This is a genomic window from Rhizobium sp. SRDI969 (genome assembly GCF_025152725.1).
GTDB classification, from domain to species: Bacteria; Pseudomonadota; Alphaproteobacteria; order Rhizobiales; family Rhizobiaceae; genus Rhizobium; species Rhizobium leguminosarum_I.
Genome location: NZ_CP104039.1, coordinates 32,365 through 55,387 on the forward strand (window position 1 = coordinate 32,365; position 23,023 = coordinate 55,387).

The following is a 23,023-nucleotide window of genomic DNA, read 5'->3' on the forward strand; positions in this document are numbered from 1 at the left end:
TGCCGCTCGTGCGATCAGCAGGGACCGGTGAGCGACACGGGGCTTGAATGACGAAATGTCTCGATGACGTTCTGAGCTTCAGGGAGAATGCATTTGACATATGATGTTATCGTGGTCGGATCCGGTTTCTCAGCGATAGCGGTTACCTGCAATCTCATCGAGCAGCTTCCCGTTTCGGCGACGGTCGCCGTCGTCGGCGACGATCCCGGCTTCGGCCGCGGGACGGCGTACCGGACGGAGCTCTATCTCCATCGCCTCAATGTTCCCGCCGGCCGCATGAGCCTCTTGCCGCATCAACCCGATGACTTTGTCGACTGGCTGAAAGGTCATGGACGCCAGCTGCAGGCCGGCGATTTTGCCTCGCGCAGCGATTACGGTCTTTATGTCCGCGATACGCTTGCGCGGCTGCTTCGAGAACGGAACGGCCGTTGCCGGGTCGATTTCATCAAGGCCAAGGCGGCGGGATGCGTGGAACGGTACAGCAGTACGCTGACCTTCCATCTCGGCAACGGCGACGAGATTGCCGGCAAGAACGTGGTGCTCTGCCTCGGCGTCGGGAACGCGACCCTTCCGGTCGCTCCGGATGGCGTCCCGGCATCGCTGCGATCGCGGATCATCGAGAACCCGTGGCGGCTTTCCTGGCTGAGGCGCGTCGCACCATCCGATGCGGTGTGTATCCTCGGATCCGGTCTGACGATGATCGATCAGGTCCTCGCGCTTCGCGCCCATGGCCACAGCGGCAAGATCGATGTGCTTTCGCGGCGCGGGCTTGCACCGCTCGGACACGCGCGGAAGCCGCCGGCGCCTCTGCCGATCGACGTTCACATGCTTCCGGACACGATCAGCGGCATATTGAAGACCCTGCGGGCAAAGAGCAGGACGGTTGCCGACTGGCGAGCCGTGATGGACGGTCTGAGGCCTGCAACGCAGGCTCTCTGGCAACGGCTTTCGAGCAGGGAGCGGGCACGCTTCCTCAGGCATGCGCTTCCCTGGTGGAATATTCATCGTCACCGGGTCGCGCCGGACGTATACGACAGGTTTGAGAAACTGGTCTTGGACGGAACCGTTCGTTTCCACGCGGGCTTCCTGAAATCGCTCGGGGCCGAGGAGGGCCTGCTCGTTGCCAGCTACAGGGTCAGGGCGGCGCGCGAGATCGCCGAGATCAGGGCGGACTGGCTCGTCAATTGCACCGGAATGGAGCGGGCCGGGATCAGTCATTCACCGCTTTTGAAGGAAATGAGCCGCTTTGAGTTGATCGTCCCCGATCCTCTTGGCCTCGGGATCCAGGTGGATGCCGCTTCCGAGGTCATAGCCCCGTCCCGGATCTCGCCGGCCCGACTGTTTGCGGTCGGCGCCCTGACGGCGGGGCAATTCTGGGAGATCACCGCCGTTCCGGATATCCGGGTGCAGGCCAAGGCCGTGGTCGAGGAGATCGTTTCAAGAGGCTAGCTCCTGACGTGCATGCAGCAGAGCGTCCTTTGCGTGCCTGTACGGCAGGTGGCACGGCGCTTGTTGAATTGCCGGCCGCCGACAGCTACAGTATCTGGTACGCCATAATACGATTCTTGCATTCGGCCGCGGCGGCGGAAGTTGAGCGTGCAAAGTCCAACACTGAGGTAGACAATGAGCGGTGCTCTGAAGGACGCAATTCGAGTCGAGCGTCCTGCAAAGACCTTGCGGGAACTGGCACTCGACAAGGTCCGCGAAGCCATCGTCAACGGATATTTCCGTCCCGGAGATCGCCTTGTCGAGCGTGACCTCTGCGCCCAGCTCGGCGTCAGCCGAACGGTCGTGCGCGAGGTTCTGAGGCATCTGGAATCGGAAGGGCTTGTCGCCAATCTGCCGAACAAGGGGCCGATCGTCGCGCAGCTCGATATCGACGAAGCCAAACAGATCTATGAGATCCGTGGCGCGCTGGAAGGCATGGCGGCGCGGCTGTGCGCGGAGCGCCGCAGCCCGGAGATCGTCGCCGCGCTGGAGGAATCGCTGGCCGGGATCCGCAAGAGTTATCGCGACAACGACATGGCGGCTGTGCTGACGAACACCTCTTCCTTCTATCAGACGCTGTTCACCATGGTTGACAGGAACGTTGCCTGGGGTGTCGTCAATCTCCTCACCGTGCGCATAAACCACCTGCGCTCGATGACGATCAAGACGGAGAGACGTGGCATCGAAGGCCCGCTGCAGATGTCGAAGATCGTCGACGCCATCCGCCGCGGCGACGGCGAGGGCGCTTACCGGGCCGCGATGGATCACGTCGCCGCCGCAAGCGCGATCGCAGAAGCGGTGCTCTCCGCCAAGAAGCCTGCAGAATAAGCACGAGCGAGCCCTGCGGCTTCCCCGTAGGCCCCGGCAATGCACTCACCTCGGCTGTCGATATCACTCCATTCGCGATGATGTTCCGCGCTATTCAAATACTCCGCGCTTGACACCCCACTTTCTCCAATGTGATGGTATGCCATATTAAATAATATGTAAGGCGGTACCATGAACTGGGATGACCGTGACGTCTGGACTCAGCCTGCCTCCGCGGGGCGCCTCGTCGTTTGTCAGCTGACAACGCGTTGATAGGAAGAAAGCGTCGGCTGAGAGGCGAGAGCGCACATCCAAACCAAATCTCCGCCTTGGCCTGAGCTGAGTTCTCGCAGCAACCAGCTTGACACTCATATATTATGGTATACCATAATACGAAACTGAGAAATGAGGTGCTCGATGGCCATTCAAATTCGCAAGACGGGACTGCAGATCGAAACGACGCTGATCGAAGGCGGCAAGGCCGCGGCGGTGCCGCTGAAGCTGTTTACCGCCTTCGCGGTCGTGAAGAATCCCTGGGCCGGTCGCGGCTTCGTCGACGACCTCAAGCCCGAAATTCACGCAAGCGCTCCGGCCCTCGGCGAGTTGCTGACCAAGATGATCATCGATGCGGTTGGGTCCGGCGAGGCTGTCGAGGGATATGGAAAGTCCGCCGTCGTCGGCCTGGACGGCGAGATCGAACACGGGTCCGCGCTCATCCACACGCTACGTTTCGGCAATTTTTATCGCCAGGCCGTCGGCGCCAAGTCCTATCTCGCCTTCTGCAACACACGCGGTCCTGCCAATGCACCGATCATGATCCCGTTGATGGACAAGAACGATGAAGGCCGCCGTTCGCACTATCTGACCATCCAGACGTCGATCCCCGACGCGCCTGCTGCCGACGAGATCGTCGTGGCTCTCGGTGCTTCGATAGGCGGGCGCCCGCATCACCGCATCGGAGACCGCTACCAGGATCTGAAAGACCTGGGGCAGGATGTTGCCAATCCTGCGGGCGTTTAAGGGAGCTCTCTGAGATGCTGACAGCCGGATCGACCACACGCACCGCTGCAGCAACCAACGCCGCCGGTGCCTTGCCCCGAAAGACGACGGCAAGCGGAACTGCCTATCACGAGGTCGGCAGCGGTGAGCCGCTGGTTCTCATTCATGGCGTCGGCATGCGGCTCGAGGCCTGGGCTCCGCAGATCGCATTTCTGTCTGCAGGCCATCGCATTATCGCTGTCGACATGCCCGGACATGGCGAGAGCGCAAAGCTCCCAACGGGCAGTCGGCTCGAGGAGTTCGTCGACTGGTTCGCACGCTTTCTCGACGAGATGGCAATCGACAGGGCAAATGTTGCCGGGCACTCGATGGGCGCACTGGTTTCAGGAGGGGCAGCCGCAACATTTGGCGAGCGGATCAGCCGCGTCGCCTACCTCAACGGCGTCTACAGGCGTGACCCTGAAGCAAAGGCCGCCGTCCTTTCGCGCGCCGCGGCCATTCCGGTATCGGGCGTCGACAAGGAAGGTCCTCTGGCCCGCTGGTTCGGCGAAGATGCGGACAGCGTCACCGCGCGTGAATTGACGCGAAAATGGCTAAACCTCGTCGATCCCCAGGGATATGCCGTCGCTTACGCCGCCTTCGCGGGAGGAGACGCCACCTATGCTGACGGCTGGAAAGACGTGGCTGGCCCGGCCCTTTTTCTGACGGGATCCGATGATCCGAACTCGACGCCCTTGATGGCGACACAAATGGCCGAGCTTGCGCCGCGGGGCTACGCCCGCATCGTCGAAGGCCATCGTCATATGGTGAACCTGACCGCACCTGATATCGTCAATTCGCTGCTCGCTGAGTGGCTATCGTTCGGGGAGGATGAACGATGACAATCCAGACTGTCGACCCAAGAGCACTGCGAGATGCATTCGGGGCTTTTCCGACCGGGGTGACCGTCGTCACCGCCTGCGACGGGGAAGGACATCCGATCGGCTTCACAGCGAACTCCTTCACCTCGGTCTCGCTCAATCCACCGCTTCTCCTCGTCTGTCTCGCCAAGACGTCGCGCAATTTCGCCACCATGACCGGCGCACAGCATTTTGCGATCAACGTGCTTTCGGAAATGCAGAAAGACGTGTCGAACACCTTTGCACGCCCGGTCGAGGACAGGTTTGCGGCGGTCGAATGGGCGAAGGGATCGGCAGGCTGCCCGATATTCTCGAACGTTGCGGCTTGGTTTGAATGCGCCATGGAAGAGGTTATCGAGGCTGGCGACCACGTCATCTTGATGGGCCGCATCGAAGCTTTCGACAATAGCGGCCGCAACGGTCTCGGCTATGCGCGTGGCGGTTATTTCACGCCGACGCTCGCAAGCAAGGCGGTGTCGGCGGCAAGCGAAGGCAATATGGAACTTGCAGCCGTTGTCGAACGCCGCGGGGAAGTTCTGCTGCTCGGCGAGGATGTGCTCTCCCTGCCGAGCGTCGACGCCCATGACGGCAGCCCGACCGAGGCACTGCAAAAATACCTGGAAACGCTCACCGGCTTGAAAGTCAGCATCGGTTTTCTCTATTCGGTTTATGAGGGCAAGAGCGACGGCAAGCAGCACATCGTCTATCACGCCGTTGCCGGAGAGGGCGAGCCTGCCGGCGGCAGGTTCCTGAAGCCTGACGCATTGGTTGCGGCAAAGTTCAAGACCAGCTCGACTGCCGATATCGTCAACCGTTTTGCGATGGAAAGCTCGATCGGCAATTTCGGCGTCTATTTCGGCGACGAGACCGGCGGCACCGTTCACCCAATTCCAGCCAAGGACGCAAAAGCATGAAGTTCTCCCTCTTCGTCCATATGGAACGGCTCGACGCCAGCCAAAGCCATAAGAGCCTCTACGAGGAATTCGTCGCGCTCTGCGAGATCGCCGACAAGGGCGGCATGCACGCGATCTGGACGGGCGAGCACCATGGCATGGATTTCACCATTGCGCCCAATCCGTTCGTGACCATTGCTGATCTCGCGCGCCGCACATCGCGGGTGCGGCTCGGAACGGGGACGGTGATTGCCCCCTTCTGGCATCCGATCAAGCTTGCCGGCGAGGCGGCCATGGCCGACATCATCTGCGATGGAAGGCTCGATATCGGTATCGCGCGGGGGGCCTATTCCTTCGAATATGAGCGCCTGCTGCCCGGGCTCGATGCCTGGGGTGCCGGCCAGCGCATGCGCGAGCTCATCCCGGCCGTCAAGGGCGTATGGGCCGGCGACTACGCGCATGATGGGGAATTCTTCAAGTTTCCGTCGACCACCTCGGCGCCGAAGCCGCTGCAGCAGCCGAACCCGCCCATATGGGTGGCGGCGCGCGATCCGAACTCGCACGAATTTGCCGTCGCCAACGGCTGCAACGTTCAGGTCACGCCACTCTGGCAGGGCGACGACGAGGTTCGATCGTTGATGGAGCGCTTCAACGACGCCTGCGCGAAGAATTCCGAGATCGAGCGGCCCAAGATCATGTTGCTGCGCCATACCTATGTCGGCTCGTCAGAGGACGATGTCGCCCAGGCCGCCCATGAGCTCAGCGTCTACTACAATTACTTCTTCGCCTGGTTCAAGAATGAGAAGCCGATTGCCCAGGGTCTGATCGAGCGCATTCCGGACGAGCAGATCAGAGCAAACGCCATGCTGTCGGACCAGGTCATGCGCACCAACAATGTCGTTGGCGACGCTGAGACTGTCATCACCCGGCTCAAGGCGTATGAAGCACTCGGCTATGACGAATATTCCTTCTGGATCGACACCGGCATGAGCTTCGAGCGCAAGAAGGCGTCGCTCGAGCGCTTCATCACCGAGGTCATGCCAGCATTTCAGGAGTAAGACCATGCGGCGCTTCCAGCACTATATCGACGGCGAATTCTCAGATGGCGAGGCTAGCTATCCGAGCATCGATCCCGCCTCCGGCACGGCCTGGGCTGAGATGCCCGAAGCGCGCGAGGGGGATGTCGATCGGGCTGTCAACGCGGCCGACAAGGCACTTTACGACGGCGCCTGGCCGAAAATGACGGCCACCCAACGCGGCAAGCTGCTCTACAAGCTGGCCGATTTGGTTGCCGCCAACGCGCAGGTGCTGGCTGAACTGGAGACGCGCGACACCGGCAAGATCATCCGCGAGACATCTGCGCAGATCGCTTATGTCGCCGAATACTATCGCTACTATGCCGGCATCGCCGACAAGATCGAAGGCGCCTACCTGCCGATCGACAAGCCTGACATGGATGTCTGGCTTCGCCGTGAGCCGATCGGCGTCGTTGCGATGGTCGTGCCGTGGAACAGCCAGCTCTTCCTGTCCGCGGTGAAGATCGGCCCGGCGCTGGCGGCCGGTTGCACGATGGTGGTCAAGGCTTCGGAAGACGGGCCGGCGCCGCTTCTCGAATTTGCACGGCTCGTGCACGAGGCAGGCTTTCCTGCCGGCGTCGTCAACATCATCACCGGTTTCGGCGCCTCCTGCGGCGCCGCCCTCGGCCGGCACCCGAAGGTCGCGCATGTGGCCTTCACCGGCGGCCCTGAAACCGCCCGGCACGTCGTTCGCAACTCGGCCGAAAACCTCGCCTCCACCTCGCTTGAACTTGGCGGCAAGTCGCCATTCATCGTCTTTGCCGATGCAGACCTCGAGAGCGCGGCCAACGCCCAGGTCGCGGGCATCTTCGCCGCGACAGGGCAGAGCTGCGTTGCCGGGTCACGGCTGATCGTCGAACGCAGCATCAAGGACAAATTCGTCGCCCTGCTTCGGGATAAGGCGGAAGCGATCCGGATCGGTGCTCCGCTCGATATGGCGACCGAAGTCGGCCCGCTTGCCACCAAGCGCCAGCAGGACAGTATCGGTGCCCTCGTCGCCAAGTCGATTGAAAGCGGCGCCCGACTCGTCACGGGAGGACGCAAGATCGACGGCGAAGGCTATTATTTCCCGCCGACGATTCTCGACTGCGACGATGTCGCCTCGCCCTCGCTGATCGAGGAGTTCTTCGGGCCGGTCCTGTCCGTCGTGTCGTTCGAGACGGAGGCCGAGGCGCTGCGGCTTGCCAACGATACCCGTTATGGCCTGGCTTCCGGCGTTTTCACCCATAACCTGACCCGGGCGCACCGGCTGATGAAGGGGCTCCGTGCTGGGATCGTCTGGGTCAATACCTACCGCGTGGTCTCTCCGATTGCGCCATTCGGCGGTTTCGGCCTGTCGGGCCATGGTAGGGAAGGCGGTATGGCCGCGGCGCTCGATTATACCCGTACCAAGACGATCTGGCTCAGGACATCGGACGATCCGATCCCCGATCCCTTCGTGATGAGGTAGCGCCGATGTTTTACGAAATCCGCACCTATCGGCTGAAGAACGGCACCATCCCGCAATATCTCAAGGCCGTCGAGGAAGAGGGGATCGAGATCCAGAAGAGCCATCTCGGCACGCTCGTCGGTTACTTCTTTTCGGAGATCGGGACGATCAACGAGATCGTCCACATCTGGGCCTTTGCGAGCCTGGACGACCGGGAGGCGAGGCGCCAGAGGCTTCTTGCCGATCCCCGGTGGCAAGCCTTCCTGCCCAAGATCCGCGATCTGATTGAGGTGGCGGAAAACAAGATTATGAAGCCAGCTAACTTTTCTCCCAGGAGCGAGGCGCACTGACGGCATAAGGCATACCCGTAGGACAAACCAGAACAAGGATAAGGGAACATGAAAACAACATTTGCTTTCGCGGCAGTTGCCGCATTCGTGGCTGTGTCCGCACCGGCGCACGCCGACAACATGGTCTTTTCGAGCTGGGGAGGAACGACCCAGGACGCGCAGAAAGCCGCATGGGCCAGCTCGTTCACGGAGAAGACCGGTATCACCGTCGTACAGGACGGGCCGACGGATTACGGCAAGCTCAAGGCGATGGTCGAGGCTGGCCAGGTTACCTGGGACGTTGTCGACGTCGAAGGCGACTATGCCGCTCAGGCCGGCAAGAACGGCCAGCTGGAAAAACTCGATTTCTCCGTCATCGACAAATCCAAGCTCGATCCGCGCTTCGTGACCGACTATTCGGTCGGCAGCTTCTATTATTCCTTCGTGATCGGCTGCAATGCCGATGCCGTCAGCGCCTGCCCGAAGACCTGGGCGGATCTGTTCGACACGACGAAGTTTCCGGGAAAGCGCACATTCTACAAATGGTCGGCTCCCGGCGTGATCGAAGCGGCGCTGCTTGCCGACGGCGTGGCCGCCGACAAGCTCTACCCGCTTGATCTAGACCGCGCCTTCAAGAAGCTCGACACGATCAAATCGGATATCGTCTGGTGGTCGGGTGGCGCACAGTCGCAGCAGCTTCTGGCATCCGCCGAGGCTCCCTTCGGCAGTGTCTGGAATGGTCGCATGACCGCGCTTGCGGCGAGCGGTATCAAGACCGAGACCTCGTGGGAACAGAACATCACCGCTGCGGATTCGCTCGTCGTGCCGAAGGGTTCGCCGAACGCGGAAGCCGCGATGAAGTTCATTGCAATGGCGACCGCGGCCGAACCGCAGGCCGCCCTTGCAAAGGCCACCGGATATGCACCAATCAACGTTGACTCGGCCAAGCTGATGGATCCGGAGACGGCCAAGACCCTGCCGGATCGGCAGACGGCCAGCCAGGTGAATGCCGACATGAACTACTGGGCTGATAATCGCGATGCCATCGGCGAGAAGTGGTACGCCTGGCAGGCGAAATAGCCTGAAACTTAAGACGGATGGGCACGGCGAATGTTCGCCGTGCCTCCCGCAGCGTCGGTGCCCATTTGTTGGACCTCGGCGCCTGCGGAAATTGACGGGTGGGAAGGACTGTCATGGCGACATATAGCGATGCCTCCGGCGCAATTGCGCCCCTGCCAAAGGTGCGCAGGGCAACAGGTTTTGGCGGGGTCCTTCCGGCTCTCGCCTTCGTGACGATCTTTTTCATCGCGCCGGTGGCGGTGCTCTTGTTGCGAAGCGTTCTGGAACCCGTGCCGGGCTTTGGAAACTATGCGCAGCTGATCGGGTCCGCGACCTATCTCAAGATCTTCGCCAATACCTTCATCGTCTCGGGTCTCGTCACGGTGATTTCGCTGCTGATCGGATTTCCCGTTGCCTGGGCGCTGGCAATCATGCCCGGGCGCCTGACCTCGGTGATCTTTGCGATCCTGCTCCTGTCAATGTGGACCAACCTGCTTGCCCGCACCTATGCCTGGATGGTGCTTTTGCAGCGGACGGGGCTGATCAACAAGATGCTGATCGGAATGGGGCTGATCGACAAGCCCTTAGCACTCGTCAATAATCTGACCGGGGTCACGATCGGCATGACCTATATCATGCTACCCTTCATCATCCTGCCGCTCTACGGCGTGATCAGGAAGATCGACCCGTCGACCCTGCAGGCGGCAGCACTTTGCGGCGCCAATCGGTGGCAGTGCCTGACCCGTGTCCTGCTGCCTTTGGCCATGCCCGGCATGGCAGCCGGTGCCCTCATGGTTTTCGTCATGTCGCTTGGTTATTTCGTCACGCCATCGCTTCTCGGCGGCACTGCGAACATGATGCTCGCAGAGCTGATCGCGCAATTCGTGCAGTCGCTGGTCAACTGGGGAATGGGAGGTGCCGCGGCGCTGGTGCTCCTCGTGGTGACCCTGCTGCTTTATGCCGTGCAGCTGCGCTTCGTCGGCAACCAGAACCCGGGAGGGCGTTGACATGTTGCTCAATTTCGACCGGCTCGGCTGGTGGAAATATATCCTGCTGGCGATCACGCTTCTGACTGCGGCCTTTCTGCTGCTGCCGATCGTCTTTATCGCGGCGCTCTCCTTCGGCTCCTCGCAGTGGCTGATCTTTCCGCCGCCCGGCTGGACGTTTCAGTGGTACAGCCAGCTCTTTGCCGATCCGCGCTGGCTGGAATCGGCCTGGACGAGCTTCAAGATTGCGGTCATCGTGACGATCCTGTCGGTGCTCCTCGGGCTCGTGACTTCCTTCGGGCTGGTGCGCGGTTCGTTCCTGTTCCGCGATGCGCTGAAAGCGCTGTTTCTGACGCCGATGATCCTTCCCGTCGTGGTTCTTGCGGTCGCCCTTTATGCCTTCTTTCTGAGGATCGGCCTCGGCGGCACGTTGGCAGGCTTCGTCATTTCGCACCTCGTTCTCGCGCTGCCCTTCTCGATCCTCTCGATCTCAAGTGCGCTGGAGGGCTTCGACAAGTCGATCGAGGACGCGGCGGTTCTGTGCGGTGCCTCGCCTCTGGAAGCAAAGATCAGGGTCACCCTGCCGGCGATCAGCCATGGGCTGTTTTCGGCGGCAGTCTTTTCGTTCCTGACATCCTGGGATGAGGTGGTGGTGGCGATCTTCATGTCCAGCCCGACCCTGCAGACGCTGCCGGTAAAGGTATGGGCGACGCTGCGGCAGGACCTGACGCCGGTTGTCGCCGCGGCGTCGACCCTTCTCATCCTTTTGACGATCATCTTGATGGCGCTGGTTGCCGTCGTACGTAAGGTACTGAAACAATGAGAGAACCATTCCTTCAGATCTGCGGAATACGCAAGGAATACGGCCCGGTCGTCGCCGTCCACGACGTCAATCTCGACGTTCGGCGCGGCGAGTTTCTGACCTTTCTCGGACCGTCCGGATCCGGGAAAAGCACGACGCTTTATATCCTGGCTGGTTTTGAAACGCCGACGAAGGGCGACATCACGCTGGAGGGCAACACCCTGCTCGCGACGCCATCGCACAAGCGCAACATCGGCATGGTGTTCCAGCGCTACACCCTGTTTCCGCATCTCACGGTTGGTGAAAACATCGCATTCCCGCTGAAGGTCAGGCGCAAGTCCAAGGCCGAGGTCGACAGCAAGGTGAAGGAGATGCTGCGCCTCGTCCGGCTCGAAGGCTTCGAGGATCGCAAGCCTGCGCAAATGTCCGGCGGTCAGCAGCAGCGCGTCGCCCTTGCCAGAGCCCTTGCCTATGATCCACCGGTGCTTCTGATGGACGAGCCGCTGTCGGCGCTCGACAAGAAGTTGCGCGAGGAAATCCAGCATGAGATACGCCGGATCCATCAGCAGACCGAAGTGACGATCCTCTATGTCACGCACGACCAGGAGGAGGCGCTGCGGCTCTCCGACCGGATCGCCGTCTTTTCCAAGGGCGTCATCGACCAGATCGGCACGGGGCCGGAACTCTACGCCAATCCGCGGACCCGCTTCGTTGCCGAATTTATCGGTGACAGCGACTTCATTTCATGCGACCTGCTGTCATCCTCCGATGGGCAGGCCAGCATTTCGCTTGGCGGCGGGAGCGTCTTCAATCATATTCCGGTGCATGGAAAAGGAACCTCCGGGACGAGGGCAGCCCTGATGCTGAGGCCTGAGCGCATTCGATTGTCGCGCGCCCAGGCGGCGGGAGCGGGTCTTGCCGCAACGGTCAGCGACATTACCTTCCTCGGCAACAATATTCACGTCTCGACCGAGACGGCGACGGGTGAGGCGCTGGCGGTTCGCCTGCCGTTCGGTCATGAGGCTATCGCGGGGCTCAGCCGTGGCGATATAGTCCATCTGAATTTCGATCCCGGTGCCGCTCACGTATTCTGTTGAAAGTTGTCATATGAAGCTCGATGATCCCTCGCTGTTCCGCCAGGCATGCCCCATCGCCGATCGCTGGATCAAAGCGGAAGGCCGCAAGGCGGCGACGGTCCGCAATCCGGCCACCGGCGAGCCGCTGGGGGTGGTCCCTGACCTCGGTGCGGCGGAAACGGAGGACGCCATCCGCGCTGCCGTGATTGCCCAGAGGCTTTGGGCGAAGAAGACCGCCGGGGAGCGTGCCGCCGTTCTGAAGGCTTGGCACCGCCTGATGATCGAAAACCGCGACGACTTAGCGATGATCCTGACGTTGGAGCAGGGAAAGCCGCTGGCCGAGGCCAAGGGGGAGATCACCTATGGTGCGAGCTTCATCGAATGGTTCGCGGAAGAGGCGAGGCGCATCAACGGCGAGACCATCCCCGGGCATCAGGCCGACAAGCGGATCCTCGTCTTGCGCCAACCGGCAGGCGTGGTGGCGGCGATCACGCCCTGGAACTTTCCGAACGCGATGATCACCCGCAAGATCGGCCCTGCGCTGGCCGCCGGCTGTGCCGTCGTTCTCAAGCCGGCGCTGCAGACGCCATTCTCTGCCATCGCCATCGCCATTCTCGCAGAGCGCGCCGGCCTGCCGCCGGGGCTTCTCAACATCGTCACGGGCGACGCAGCGGCAATTGGCGGGGCGCTGACGGGAAGCCGTGACGTTCGGGTCCTGACATTCACCGGCTCTACCCGGACGGGCGAGCTGCTTTACCGGCAATGCGCGCCGACGATCAAAAAGCTCGGTCTTGAACTTGGCGGCAATGCACCCTTCATCGTGTTCGACGACGCCGATCTCGACGCTGCCGTCGAAGGCGCCATCATCGCCAAGTTCCGCAACAACGGCCAGACCTGCGTCTGCGCCAATCGGCTTTATGTCCAGGACGGCGTCTATGAGGCATTTGCCGCCAAGCTCGCCGCGGCGGTTTCGGCCTTGAAGGTCGGCAACGGTCTCGACCGCGACGTCGTGCTTGGCCCGCTGATCGACGACAATGCCGTCGCCAAGGTCGAAAGCCATATCCGCGATGCCGTTTCAAAGGGCGCCGGGATCGTCTTAGGCGGCAAGCGCCACGCGCTTGGCGGCCATTTCTTCGAGCCGACGATCCTGCGCGATGTCGCTGTCGGCATGCAGGTCGCCCGCGAGGAAACCTTCGGGCCGCTTGCACCGCTGTTTCGTTTCCGCGACGAAGAGGACGTCATCGAACAGGCAAACGACACCGAGTTCGGGCTTGCTTCGTATTTTTACGCTCGCGATCTGTCGCAGGTATTTCGCGTGGCCGAAGCGCTCGAATACGGGATGGTCGGCGTCAATACCGGTCTTGTCTCCACGGCCGAGGCTCCGTTCGGCGGCGTGAAAATGTCGGGTCTCGGCCGCGAAGGGTCGAGGCACGGATTGGATGAATACACCGAACTCAAATATGTATGCCTGGGCGGCATTGCCTGAACTGGTCGATGTTTGCAGTTTGCCGCAAAGAAAGACGAGAACGCATCGGCAAACGGTTTTCCGATGCGTTCCGTTAATCCTCAAAGCTCGGGGGTGAAATTTACACACTAAAGTGCGGAGTTCGCTTCCGTTTCGGCGAGGCGATGGGCGATGCGGTCGGCATTGGCCATGATCGTCATCGTGACGTATTTCGAAGACAGATCCGGAAGGATCGAACCGTCGACGATGTGGAGACCGGAATGGAGATTCAATTCGCCGTCTGAAGAGGTGCCGAACGGGCCGGACGCGCCCATAGGCAAGGTGCCGGCAAAATGGGCGTCGATGCCGGGCTCTGCCAGCGACGCGCCCGGAAGCTGAATGAGACCCAGCCGTTTCCATTCCCGGCGGAGCGTTTTTTTCAAGGCCTCGGCGCGGATGTCGAAACCTTCCGCGAAGCCGCCGCGGACGGTCAGACCCTTGCCTGCCGTTTCGTCCCGACGGATGTAGCTGAAGCTTTGATTGCCGGGATAATAGATCGTCGCGACGAGGAGACTGCTGCCGATAAGTTCGAACGCCGCGCGCCCGGCTTTTCGACCGAGCGGCATCCTGTTGATGAAGCTCTGCGCCGGCAGAGTACCAACTTCATAGATCGCTCCCGTCACGTAATCGGATGCGCCGTCGCCGTAGCGCAGAGATAATCCGAGCTGCGCAAGGCTGTGGGTCGCCGTCGGCGAACGCAACAGCCTTGCGGGAGAGAGCAGGGGAATGGCCAGCGTGGGACTGTTCAGAAGACGCAGTCCCTGCTCGTCAATCGGCAGGAGGTCCGACAGCAGGGCGGCCGTTCCAAGGACTCCTGCGGCCAGAATGATCCTCGGTGCGGAAAATGACGATCCGTCTGCCGTTCTGACCGTCCAGCCCGAGCTGCGTGTCAACGAGACGGCCCGCATGTTATCGAGCAAACGAAAATGTGGAGACTTTCGCAAAAGAAGCAGATCCTGCCTGCTGTTATAGATCGCGCCGGTCGGGCAGCCATAGAGACAGTCACCGCGCAGATCGCATGCTGCGCGCCCGGACCTCGCCTCCGAAAGTATGGCATTGACGGCGGGAAAAAGCCGGAACGATCCATCAGCCGGCTTTGCGGCCTGATGCCGATGGAGGACATGGGCCGCTGTCGCTCCAAGCGGCAGGACGGGCTCACTGTCAGCGTCTGTCGTAGAATCCGCATTCGTGCTGATGCCGATGCGCTTGGCGATATGCTCGTAGGATCTCTGCAAGGAGGCGATGTCTATCGGCCAAGCCGCGATGTCCTCGGCATCGAGATAGCTGATTTGCGCTCCCCAAATGTTGGAGAGACCGCCGCGGGCAAGGCTGCCGATTGGGATGAAACCGTTGCCGGTTATGCCGGATTGGTGTCGAAAAGGTTCGAGAATTCCTCGTGCAGCAGGGGTCTGCAATTTCGGCGAACTTCCGTCGTCCGTTCGCAGCGATTCCAGATTGCTTCCGAGGACGCGGACGCTGCGACTTTCCTCCTGCGATCCGGCATCATCCCCGCCATCCAGCATCAGAACGCGGCGTCCGGCCGCGATTAGGGGAAATGCCGCGGAGACGCCGGCAGGTCCACTGCCGATGATGATGAAGTCGGCGTCCAGCCCATTCATCGATATCTCCCCGCTAAAAGCGCGCGGAGCGGAAAGAGCAGGACATCTCTGGAAATCGCCAGCATCGCTCCAAAAAATCCGGCCTTTTTGCCCGGGGCCCTTTCCGGTTCGCTCGCAAGGTCGGCCAAATAAAGGGCCTGCGCGAGGCGATGCCGTGTTCGATTGGCCGGCGGTTCAAAGAGGGCCAGCAAACCAGGATGCCTGATCATTGCCGGGGAGAGGCCGAGCGGCGATAATCCCTCACGCCGCAGCCCTTCGCAGAGTCGCTGCAGCGGTATTTCGGTGGGCGCGATGTCTAGATATCGCAGCAGGGCCTCTGCCTCCCGTCGCGATTGCTCCTCGTGTGTCTGGCCGAATTCTCCGGCAAGCGTAATCGCCGGGTCGGACAGGTTCAACTTCAGGAGCCTGAGGCTCTCGCTGCTCTCCATCGGTGCGGCGCCTGCAAGCCCGAGGACGCGTTCCGGATCGACCGTGGGAATCAAGGGGAGAATCTTCGTCATGCGGCAGGCGAGGAGTGCGGCGGTCAGGGGAACCGGTATGAAATGGAGGTTGCCCTTACCCTGGGTACGGCGGAGAATTCTGAGCCAGGCGGCAAAGCTTATTGGGTTTTCTTGCGCAAGTACAAATGTCTGCAGCGGCAGGTTCTCTCCGATCGCCAGCGCCAAAAGGCCTGCGGCGACTTCGTCGAGATGAATGGGCTGAACTTTTCGGCTGAGCCCTATCATCGGCAGGATTGGACTGAGCGCCGCCAATTTCGCCATCAGGCCGTACATCGCTGTGCGCGGGCCGCCATAAACGAGCCCTATTCGCGCAATTCTGGCGATCGGCGCTGCCTTGCTGGCAGCCAAATGCTCTTCGATCCTGAACTTGGTCCGGCCGTAGACATTGAGCGCTTCTCTTCTGGACGAGGTGGACGAGGCAAAAACGAAGCGCGGCACTCCGGCTGCCTTTGCCGCTTCCGCCAGCTTCAAGGTGCCGGATATATTGACGTTTTCTTCTTCGGCCGCCTCCGGCGAAGTAGCCCAGGAATGCGCGAGATGGACGAGCCCAACCGCTTCCACCAGATCGGATGCGGCAGGTTCATCGCCAATGCGCCATTTCGCGCCAGGCCGACGGCCGAGTTCAACCACGTCGAAGCCGCGCTCACGCGCCATCGCGACAAGTCTTGCACCGATATAGCCGGTCGATCCGGTGATGATGAGACGTGGTGCCATTCACACTCTCTACTGTGCAAAAGCGATGCGCGCGCCGCTCCAGTCAAAACGAAACTCGATTTCCTTGAGCTGCGACAGCGCTTGCCGCACCTTTTCCTGACGATCTCTAGGGCAATAGAGAACGAGGAAGCCCCCTCCGCCTGCACCCGCAAGCTTGCCACCGATCGCGCCGGCAGCACGTGCTGCCTCGTAAAACTCGTCGATCGCGCTGTTGGTAATCTTCGATGTCAGCGATCTTTTCATCATCCATCCGCGATGCAGGGCTTCGCCGAACGCACCGAGATCTCCAGCCATCAGGATGTCACGCATTTCGTAACTCAACTGGACCATGCGCTCGACGGTCCGGAATTTTTCCTCGTCGGTCTCCATGGCTTGCACCTGCGTCGACAGCACCGAGCGCGTATCGCGCTGGCTTCCTGTGAAAAACAACAGGATGTTGCTCTCGAGTTCCGCCATCTTTTCGGAGCTGAGAACGACGGGCTGGACGTTCACGCTGCCGTTGGAATTGAATTCGATGAAGTTCAATCCGCCATGTGCGGCCGCATACTGGTCCTGTTTGCCTATCGGCTCCTTCAGGATGTCGATTTCGAGCTTGCAGGCTTCTTCCGCCAGCTGATCCTTGGAGGCAAAGCGTGACCTGTGGGCGTAGAGCGCATTGATCAGCGCCACGGAAAAGGAACTGGATGATCCCAACCCGGTTCCCGAAGGAATGTCGGCGACCGAAGCAACTTCGACGCCAGGCTCGAGCTGATGCATCCGCAGGGCCTCGCGCAGCAGCGGATGCGCGATCTCCTCAAGCGTGTCGACGAGCTCTGTGCGTGTGTATTTTAGATGATACTTCTTTTCGTTGAAATAGCTATGCACGATAACGAAGCTGTACTTGGCGATCGCGCAGGACAATACCGCGCCCGCCTGACGGCGGTAGTAGGAGGCTATATCAGAGCCGCCTCCGGCGAAGCTGACCCGAAAAGGTGCGGATGAAACGATCAAAGGATTGTCTCCTCAAGATTGATGACGATATCGGCCGATGCGCGCTGCAGATCGATCTTCGGCCACTCGTCTTGAATTCGCGATGCCCAGAGCCCGTCGGTCGCTGCTGCCGTGAGGCCTTTCCAGGCGTAAAAATTGTGAAAGCGGCTGAGCAGTGCCTGTTGTGACACCTCGACAAACACAGCCATATCGACATCTTCGCGGATCGACCTGTGTCCGGCAAAGATGCCGTCCAGCAGAATGACCTCGGCATCACGCGCATCATAGGTGGTCGTATCCTTGCGCTGACCACGGCTTGCCGCGTCATAGCCGGGCGCCTCGACCTGTCCGGATCGGCGCAGCATGCTGACGATCTCTGGATAGAGTTCGACCCTGTTGCGTTCTTCCGCAGTCATATCAGGACGGCGATATTCGAGCGGCAGTATCCAGCGATCGAGTTCCAGCCTCAGCACCCGGCGTCCTGATTCCGAGAGCATACGCTCGACCGCATGCGCAAACGTGCTTTTCCCGGAGCGGGAACGGCCGCAGATGCCGACGAGCAGCGGACCTGCTTTACTTGCAAGACGTTGATGAATGGCACCGGACAGCCCTTGCCCGATATCTTGATAGCCGCATTGAAAGCGAACGGCGTCATAGACCGTGTCGAAGACAAGATCGGCACGCGGAATATCTGCTTCCGCGGCAGGATAGCTCTTTTCGTCCCGCAGGCCATAACCCGTTCGGACCCCATAGGCCCAGATGCCTGCCTTGCGGGCCGCACCTATGTCGCGCAGGCTGTCTCCGATGACGACGGATTTCGATTTTTCGACCGGCAATTCCGCCATTGCCTGGCGGATCATCAGATCGCCCGGTTTGCGGCATGCACAATTGATCTTGAGTTCCGGGATCTCATTGGGAAATCCTTTGTCCGGATGGTGCGGACAAAAATAGATACGATCCAGGACGCCGCCATCTTCGGCAAGCTCGGCCTCCAGGCGACCAAGAACATGATCCAGGCCGGATTCATCGAGCAGGCCTTTGGCGACCTGCGGCCTGTTGGTTATGGCCACTGTGAGGAAGCCGGCCTCGCGGGCGCGCCGCACCGCTTGGCCGGCTCGGCCGATCAGCTTCACCTGGTCGGGATGTATAACGCCATGGCCGCCGACATCTTCGTTGAGCACGCCATCGCAATCGAAGAATACCGCGGGTCTTGTCACTGACAGATGGACCGCATGAACCCGGTCCTGCCGGAGGTCCTCCTCCGCGGCAGCATGGCGGTTCGGCGAGCCGGTATCCTTGATGTATTCCGGCGTGTCGTAAATCGCGATCGGAATGGAACGCTCGAGGAGATCGGGAATAACGTCGTGAATCATGTCGGCCGTATGGCCCGGCACCAGCGCCTCAAAAAATTGGTCTGAGGCTACGTACAAACCGGCCGGCACCAGATTGCGCCAATCCGCGTCCCGGGGCGTTTTGCGGGGCAACAGGCGCTGGAGATAACCGCTCTTCTGGACAACGAGATCGGATGTGCGGGGATGATCGTTGGGATGAGCGATGATGGTCAGAGCGGCTGGAAATTGATGACGATGACGCGCCAGTGCCGCCAGATCGATGTCAAAAAGCATGTCGCCGTAGACGATCAGTACGTCGTCGGCTGTCGAATCCAAAGTCGTCAAGCAGCCTGCCGTGCCGAGCGGAGACGTCTCGACCAAGACTTCGATCGTAATGCCGAGCCTTTCAGCTTCCGGACCAAGAGCAGGCTCCAGCTGGCTGCCAAGGTGACCACCAAGCACGCGCACATGTTGAACACCTTCGCGGGCCAGCACACGAATCTGCCTGAGAATGATCGGGACACCGCCGAGCGGCAAAAGGGCCTTCGGAATTACATCGCCTGTCAGGCTGCGCGCGCGTGTTCCAAGGCCTCCGGCAATAATGACGGCCTGGCGAATAGCGTCTTCAGAACCCATTCGCCAGGATCCGCTCGACGGCAAGTTCAACGGCCGCGGTTGATTTTCGGCGTGGGGACCAGCCCAGCGCGACGAGCCGGCTTATGTCGTAGCTGAAACGCGGCACATCGCCCAGCCAGCCGCGGTCCTCGCTGCCGTATTCGATGGCGGCTCCGGCCGCCACCTTCGAGACCACGATCTCGGCGATATCGCGGACGGACGTCTCGCCGATGCCGCTGGCATGAAATACTTCATAGGCGCCGGGTGCCCTGTCCCATGCGAGGAGAATCGCATCCACCAGGTCGCCGACATAGAGATAAGGCTTTTTCTGCATTCCGTTGCCGAGCACCTGGAGTCTCGTCGGATCAGCCTTCAACCTGTTGATGAAGTCGTAGATCGCTCCATGCGTCGAGCGCTCCCCGACGACATTCGGAAAACGCAGCACGAGTGTCTTGATGCCGAATGACAGCGCATAGACGGACAGATAGGCTTCGGCGGCAAGCTTGCTGGCGCCATAGAATGAAATCGGCCGCAAAGGGCCGTGATTTTCGCCGATGTTCCCTTCAGCTTCGCCGAACACGGCGGAAGTGCTGGCGAAGAAGAGCCTGTCGATCTTATGCTTGCGCATGACGGCAAGCAGCGTCGTCGTCGTCAGCTGATTGAGTTGCAAGTCCAGTTCCGCATTGGCATTGCCTGCGGCGATATCGGAATTGGCGGCAAGATGAAAAACAGCGTCGGGGCGGTCCGCCGCAATGAGCTGATCCATGCCTTCCCGATCGAGCATATCCAGCTCCTGAAAGCGAAAATCCGATCGATCCATCAGGTGATCTATGTTCCGCATACGGCCAAGATGAAGATTGTCGATCGCGGTGACCCGATAGCCCTTTTCCAAAAGGCGATCGCAGAGATGGCTGCCGATAAATCCGGCCCCTCCTGTTACCAAGGCATGCATGTCGGCGGCTCCATATGATCTGTTAAGGCTCATTAGAGCGCTTTGATCTTTCCCGAATGAGGACGCGAAAGGACGAATACACCACCGGCCAAGCCGACCACAAGCTGCAGCAGGCCGAAAATCACCGATAGCGTTGCCGCGTCCGTCGTGCCTATGCCGAACACGGCAAGTGAAATGATCATGCCGCCTTCCCGGAGGCCCCATCCTCCAACGGAAATGGGAACCATCGCGATCAAGAGCACCGGCGGGAAAGCGGCTGCGGCCTGACCCCAATCGAGCGGGAGACCAAGGCCGAGAACGAGGATCTCAAGCGAGACGACGCTCAACCCGTGAATGGCGAGGGTCAATAGAAAGACGCCGACCATTCTTTGGTGGGTGACCAAAACCCGCAACGCGTCGGTCAACGCGTGCAGCTTTGCCGGAAAGAAATGGACGAATAAGTGGCGGCGCCAGCTGAACACCAGGGCTGATGCGACAGTTCCCGCAACGCCAAGCGCGGTGAGCTCTGTCAGATAGGGGATGGGAAAGTCGTGCCCGTAAACAGTGCGCAGGATGATCAGTCCGATCAGCGCAACGACCGCCAGTCCGAAAAGAGTAAGGATGCGGTCCATCACGACGCCCAGCGTGGCGTCTCCGATCGTCAGGCCATATTTGACGGCGCCAAATATGCGAGCGGCATCGCCTGGAATGGGACTTGGAAGAGCTTGATTGTAAAACAGGCTTTGCATGAAGAGTTTCAAGGCGCCTGACATCTTCAGCCTTTGCCCTATCATGTCCGATAGAAGGCACCATCGCCACGCCGAAAGCAGGGCCTGCAAGAGCAGAAGAAAGATGCTGAGCGAAATGGTCGCCGCCGACAGGGTCCGGACCGCAGCCCACCCTTCCGAAAAATCTACCTTGCGCGCGATCCATATCACGAGGCCAAGCGCAACAGTCAGTTTCAGAACCGGTATGCCGATGCGAAGCAACGCTGGGGGGGACGCAGTGGTCACGGTGTCCGATCCGCCTCAAAACGGTAGAGCTTCCAGCCGAACCGATCTGTCAATATCAGCGAGGAATGGGGCATCATGTGCGCTACGACGCTGTTGGCCATCACCACTTTATCTTCTCCAAGGCGTTCGGCGAGGAACGCGCTACCAGCGTCAGGGGTGACGATGAAGTAGCCTATATGATTGTACTTTATGAAAGCGTCGATATCCGAACCCGGTGCAGGCAGCACGTGGCGCGGCAATTGCCAACCGCCATCGCGGCCATCGTTGTAAGCCGTGGACAATAATGTGTTGGAGTTATGGAAAGGTTGGAAAACGGTTCGCAGGTCGTGATCTGCGATATAGCGGTACATGAAATAAGCTTCGCGGTGGCTCTCCATATATTCGTCGACGCTTATCATTCCGAGCACTACGTCGAGTTCTTTCGCCTTGACGGGATCTATGTCGCCGCCGCCCACTCGATACCAGTGCGAAATCCAGAGGCCCCCGGCCAGCAAGCTGACGACAACCGGGCTGGCGACCATGCATGCTGGCGAAGAGACGATTTTCGCAAGTGGGGCTATCTGCGGCAGGACTCGCCGGTCGAGCCATTTATCCAGCCGTTCGCGAACCAGGGAGGCGCCGATAAACCCGGTCGAAAAGAAAAGCAGATAGGCTGGCGTCGCCCACCGTATGTGATTGAACATGACGGTGTACCAAATCACAAACATGGCAGCGACAATCGCGGCCAGAAATGCAATGCGCCGGAAAGCCACTGCCAGACCGGCGAGTATCAAGGCAAGAGCGACGAAAGTGTTCGGCTTGCGAGCGAGGAACCAGTCGTAAAAAACATAAAGGAAGTCGTGCCAACCCTGCAGAGTTGTGAGGTTCGTCACGAAATGTCGGTTGGCGGGATCGAAAGCCCGGCCCAATTCAAGCGTGTAATCCGCCATCCAAGCATCGGTGAGGCCCGGATGGCCGAACAGGAAGGGATAGATCGGATTGCCGAGAACGATCAGGTTTTTCGCATACCAGTAGCCCGCGACAGCGAGAAATGCGCAAAGGCATGACAGAAAGAGCCGCAGTGATACCCTTCCCTTGAGTAGCGTCGGCATCAATGCCAGCCCTATAAGGCCAACCATTTGCAGTTCCGTATATTTTCCTCCGACCGCTCCCCCCAAGACGAGCGCACAATGAAAAAGCTCCGCCGGCCGCCGAGTTTCGAAATAGCGCCACAGAAAAAGCACGGCTGCGACTGAGAAACATGACCGGGCCAGATCGGTCATCGGTTCGCCGACACTCCCCCTGAAGAAGGGGATGCTGAGGATCAGAGCTGCCACCAGGAAAAACCCGCATGCCCGCCAACGACTGGCGCAGCTTGAAAGCAGGAACAGAAATCCGAAGAAAATTGCGATATTGATGGTCGCCGCGCCGGTCCAGTGACCGCTGACCATCATGACGAGCGCAAACAGCAGATTGAAGAAGAGCGGAATATTGCCGTAGAAGGGATGGTCGATCTGCGGAGACACAAAGCCGGCGTGCTCGATGATGCTGTTTGCGAGCGGGATGTGAAAAACCCACACATCGTCGACGCCTGATGGAAATAGCGCTTGGACGCTCCACACATAGAAATAGGCAATGCATACGAGTGCAGCGAGGACCGGAAACGGATTGCCGATCCTGGTTTCGGCCGCGATTTTACGAAAAAACGAATGCAGGTCGTTAAGAACGGCGACAAGATCGCGCCGCCGCCAGATCATCGAGACAGCCACGATAGGAAGAACGATTTCCCATCGCAGCCCATGAAATGCGCCAAGGATGGTAGCCGCGCCGCCTGATATCGCCAAGGCCGGCAAAATGCCGCTGAGCAAAAAGTCGATGCCGTCTCGAAAGGGCCGATCGCAACCTCGATTGAGCCAAACGACGATCCCCCGATCGATCACCAGGCCCCATAAGATTATGAAAAAAACCGTGCACCAGCCTACGATCATCAGCGCTCCCGTGGCTC

General features: G+C 60.2%; 20 protein-coding genes. 13 read left to right on the forward strand and 7 right to left on the reverse strand.

Annotated elements, in window-relative coordinates; translation table 11 throughout:
- Window positions 1-87 precede the first annotated feature (87 nt).
- The 13 genes from N2A41_RS31865 (at window position 88) to N2A41_RS31925 (ending at window position 13,329) form a co-directional block, all read left to right on the forward strand.
- Complete coding sequence (locus N2A41_RS31865; protein WP_260112101.1) at window positions 88-1,449, forward strand: FAD/NAD(P)-binding protein; 1,362 nt, start codon at window positions 88-90, stop codon at window positions 1,447-1,449.
- A 174-nt stretch (window positions 1,450-1,623) separates the two neighbouring features.
- Complete coding sequence (locus tag N2A41_RS31870) at window positions 1,624-2,316, forward strand: GntR family transcriptional regulator (protein ID WP_260112102.1); 693 nt, start codon at window positions 1,624-1,626, stop codon at window positions 2,314-2,316.
- A gap of 396 nt (window positions 2,317-2,712) precedes the next feature.
- Window positions 2,713-3,315, forward strand: a complete 603-nt coding sequence (locus N2A41_RS31875; RefSeq protein WP_260112103.1) for an amino acid synthesis family protein — start codon at window positions 2,713-2,715, stop codon at window positions 3,313-3,315.
- 14 nt (window positions 3,316-3,329) lie between these two features.
- On the forward strand, window positions 3,330-4,175 hold the full coding sequence (locus tag N2A41_RS31880) for an alpha/beta fold hydrolase (RefSeq protein WP_260112104.1): 846 nt from the start codon (window positions 3,330-3,332) through the stop codon (window positions 4,173-4,175).
- Window positions 4,172-5,107 carry a flavin reductase family protein gene (locus N2A41_RS31885; protein ID WP_170255408.1) on the forward strand — a complete coding sequence of 312 codons (936 nt, stop codon included), beginning with the start codon at window positions 4,172-4,174 and terminating at the stop codon, window positions 5,105-5,107. Before N2A41_RS31880 ends, N2A41_RS31885 begins: the two co-directional genes overlap by 4 nt.
- On the forward strand, window positions 5,104-6,144 hold the full coding sequence (locus N2A41_RS31890) for an LLM class flavin-dependent oxidoreductase (RefSeq protein ID WP_162117473.1): 1,041 nt from the start codon (window positions 5,104-5,106) through the stop codon (window positions 6,142-6,144). The genes N2A41_RS31885 and N2A41_RS31890 overlap by 4 nt, the downstream gene beginning before the upstream one ends.
- Window positions 6,145-6,148: 4 nt before the next feature.
- A complete protein-coding gene (locus tag N2A41_RS31895) occupies window positions 6,149-7,612 on the forward strand; it encodes an aldehyde dehydrogenase (protein ID WP_260112105.1) in 1,464 nt (487 codons plus the stop codon).
- A 5-nt stretch (window positions 7,613-7,617) separates the two neighbouring features.
- Window positions 7,618-7,941 carry an NIPSNAP family protein gene (locus N2A41_RS31900; protein ID WP_131715455.1) on the forward strand — a complete coding sequence of 108 codons (324 nt, stop codon included), beginning with the start codon at window positions 7,618-7,620 and terminating at the stop codon, window positions 7,939-7,941.
- Window positions 7,942-7,989: 48 nt separating this feature from the next.
- The gene (locus N2A41_RS31905) at window positions 7,990-9,000 is read left to right on the forward strand and encodes a polyamine ABC transporter substrate-binding protein (protein WP_260112106.1); all 1,011 of its coding nucleotides are present in this window, start codon (window positions 7,990-7,992) and stop codon (window positions 8,998-9,000) included.
- Window positions 9,001-9,113: 113 nt separating this feature from the next.
- Complete coding sequence (locus tag N2A41_RS31910) at window positions 9,114-9,986, forward strand: ABC transporter permease (RefSeq protein ID WP_162117476.1); 873 nt, start codon at window positions 9,114-9,116, stop codon at window positions 9,984-9,986.
- 1 nt (window position 9,987) lies between these two features.
- Window positions 9,988-10,788 (forward strand): ABC transporter permease, encoded by an 801-nt coding sequence (locus N2A41_RS31915; RefSeq protein ID WP_260112107.1) that lies wholly within the window; start codon window positions 9,988-9,990, stop codon window positions 10,786-10,788.
- Window positions 10,785-11,864, forward strand: coding sequence for an ABC transporter ATP-binding protein (locus tag N2A41_RS31920; protein WP_260112108.1), 1,080 nt, complete (start codon window positions 10,785-10,787; stop codon window positions 11,862-11,864). The genes N2A41_RS31915 and N2A41_RS31920 overlap by 4 nt, the downstream gene beginning before the upstream one ends.
- A 10-nt stretch (window positions 11,865-11,874) precedes the next feature.
- Window positions 11,875-13,329 carry an NAD-dependent succinate-semialdehyde dehydrogenase gene (locus tag N2A41_RS31925; RefSeq protein WP_260112109.1) on the forward strand — a complete coding sequence of 485 codons (1,455 nt, stop codon included), beginning with the start codon at window positions 11,875-11,877 and terminating at the stop codon, window positions 13,327-13,329.
- 107 nt (window positions 13,330-13,436) lie between these two features.
- Here N2A41_RS31925 and N2A41_RS31930 read toward each other — a convergent pair whose 3' ends face one another.
- From N2A41_RS31930 to N2A41_RS31960, 7 genes are read right to left on the reverse strand one after another with little or no spacing between them, the layout of a single operon-like run.
- The gene (locus tag N2A41_RS31930) at window positions 13,437-14,966 is read right to left on the reverse strand and encodes an FAD-dependent oxidoreductase (protein WP_260112110.1); all 1,530 of its coding nucleotides are present in this window, start codon (window positions 14,964-14,966) and stop codon (window positions 13,437-13,439) included.
- The gene (locus N2A41_RS31935; protein WP_260112111.1) at window positions 14,963-16,180 is read right to left on the reverse strand and encodes an NAD-dependent epimerase/dehydratase family protein; all 1,218 of its coding nucleotides are present in this window, start codon (window positions 16,178-16,180) and stop codon (window positions 14,963-14,965) included. Before N2A41_RS31935 ends, N2A41_RS31930 begins: the two co-directional genes overlap by 4 nt.
- Before the next feature lie 9 nt (window positions 16,181-16,189).
- Window positions 16,190-17,170, reverse strand: a complete 981-nt coding sequence (locus tag N2A41_RS31940; RefSeq protein WP_260112112.1) for a GHMP family kinase ATP-binding protein — start codon at window positions 17,168-17,170, stop codon at window positions 16,190-16,192.
- Window positions 17,167-19,116 (reverse strand): HAD-IIIA family hydrolase, encoded by a 1,950-nt coding sequence (locus tag N2A41_RS31945; protein WP_260112113.1) that lies wholly within the window; start codon window positions 19,114-19,116, stop codon window positions 17,167-17,169. The genes N2A41_RS31940 and N2A41_RS31945 overlap by 4 nt, the downstream gene beginning before the upstream one ends.
- Window positions 19,106-20,047: an SDR family NAD(P)-dependent oxidoreductase gene (locus N2A41_RS31950; protein WP_260112114.1), complete on the reverse strand. Its 942-nt coding sequence runs from the start codon at window positions 20,045-20,047 to the stop codon at window positions 19,106-19,108. Before N2A41_RS31950 ends, N2A41_RS31945 begins: the two co-directional genes overlap by 11 nt.
- Window positions 20,048-20,079: 32 nt before the next feature.
- A complete protein-coding gene (locus tag N2A41_RS31955; RefSeq protein WP_260112115.1) occupies window positions 20,080-21,039 on the reverse strand; it encodes a lysylphosphatidylglycerol synthase transmembrane domain-containing protein in 960 nt (319 codons plus the stop codon).
- Complete coding sequence (locus N2A41_RS31960; RefSeq protein WP_260112116.1) at window positions 21,036-23,006, reverse strand: ArnT family glycosyltransferase; 1,971 nt, start codon at window positions 23,004-23,006, stop codon at window positions 21,036-21,038. The genes N2A41_RS31955 and N2A41_RS31960 overlap by 4 nt, the downstream gene beginning before the upstream one ends.
- Window positions 23,007-23,023 lie beyond the last annotated feature (17 nt).

What these genes read in the sequence shown, in the direction of transcription:
- N2A41_RS31865 (WP_260112101.1), top strand. Translation starts at nt 88, where the DNA reads ATGCATTTGACATATGATGTTATCGTGGTCGGATCCGGTTTCTCAGCG.
- N2A41_RS31905 (WP_260112106.1), top strand. Translation starts at nt 7,990, where the DNA reads ATGAAAACAACATTTGCTTTCGCGGCAGTTGCCGCATTCGTGGCTGTG.
- N2A41_RS31880 (WP_260112104.1), top strand. Translation starts at nt 3,330, where the DNA reads ATGCTGACAGCCGGATCGACCACACGCACCGCTGCAGCAACCAACGCC.
- N2A41_RS31925 (WP_260112109.1), top strand. Translation starts at nt 11,875, where the DNA reads ATGAAGCTCGATGATCCCTCGCTGTTCCGCCAGGCATGCCCCATCGCC.
- N2A41_RS31945 (WP_260112113.1), bottom strand. Translation starts at nt 19,116, where the DNA reads ATGGGTTCTGAAGACGCTATTCGCCAGGCCGTCATTATTGCCGGAGGC.
- N2A41_RS31950 (WP_260112114.1), bottom strand. Translation starts at nt 20,047, where the DNA reads ATGCATGCCTTGGTAACAGGAGGGGCCGGATTTATCGGCAGCCATCTC.
- N2A41_RS31885 (WP_170255408.1), top strand. Translation starts at nt 4,172, where the DNA reads ATGACAATCCAGACTGTCGACCCAAGAGCACTGCGAGATGCATTCGGG.
- N2A41_RS31920 (WP_260112108.1), top strand. Translation starts at nt 10,785, where the DNA reads ATGAGAGAACCATTCCTTCAGATCTGCGGAATACGCAAGGAATACGGC.
- N2A41_RS31870 (WP_260112102.1), top strand. Translation starts at nt 1,624, where the DNA reads ATGAGCGGTGCTCTGAAGGACGCAATTCGAGTCGAGCGTCCTGCAAAG.
- N2A41_RS31915 (WP_260112107.1), top strand. Translation starts at nt 9,988, where the DNA reads ATGTTGCTCAATTTCGACCGGCTCGGCTGGTGGAAATATATCCTGCTG.
- N2A41_RS31895 (WP_260112105.1), top strand. Translation starts at nt 6,149, where the DNA reads ATGCGGCGCTTCCAGCACTATATCGACGGCGAATTCTCAGATGGCGAG.
- N2A41_RS31930 (WP_260112110.1), bottom strand. Translation starts at nt 14,966, where the DNA reads ATGAATGGGCTGGACGCCGACTTCATCATCATCGGCAGTGGACCTGCC.
- N2A41_RS31960 (WP_260112116.1), bottom strand. Translation starts at nt 23,006, where the DNA reads ATGATCGTAGGCTGGTGCACGGTTTTTTTCATAATCTTATGGGGCCTG.
- N2A41_RS31910 (WP_162117476.1), top strand. Translation starts at nt 9,114, where the DNA reads ATGGCGACATATAGCGATGCCTCCGGCGCAATTGCGCCCCTGCCAAAG.
- N2A41_RS31890 (WP_162117473.1), top strand. Translation starts at nt 5,104, where the DNA reads ATGAAGTTCTCCCTCTTCGTCCATATGGAACGGCTCGACGCCAGCCAA.
- N2A41_RS31900 (WP_131715455.1), top strand. Translation starts at nt 7,618, where the DNA reads ATGTTTTACGAAATCCGCACCTATCGGCTGAAGAACGGCACCATCCCG.
- N2A41_RS31935 (WP_260112111.1), bottom strand. Translation starts at nt 16,180, where the DNA reads ATGGCACCACGTCTCATCATCACCGGATCGACCGGCTATATCGGTGCA.
- N2A41_RS31875 (WP_260112103.1), top strand. Translation starts at nt 2,713, where the DNA reads ATGGCCATTCAAATTCGCAAGACGGGACTGCAGATCGAAACGACGCTG.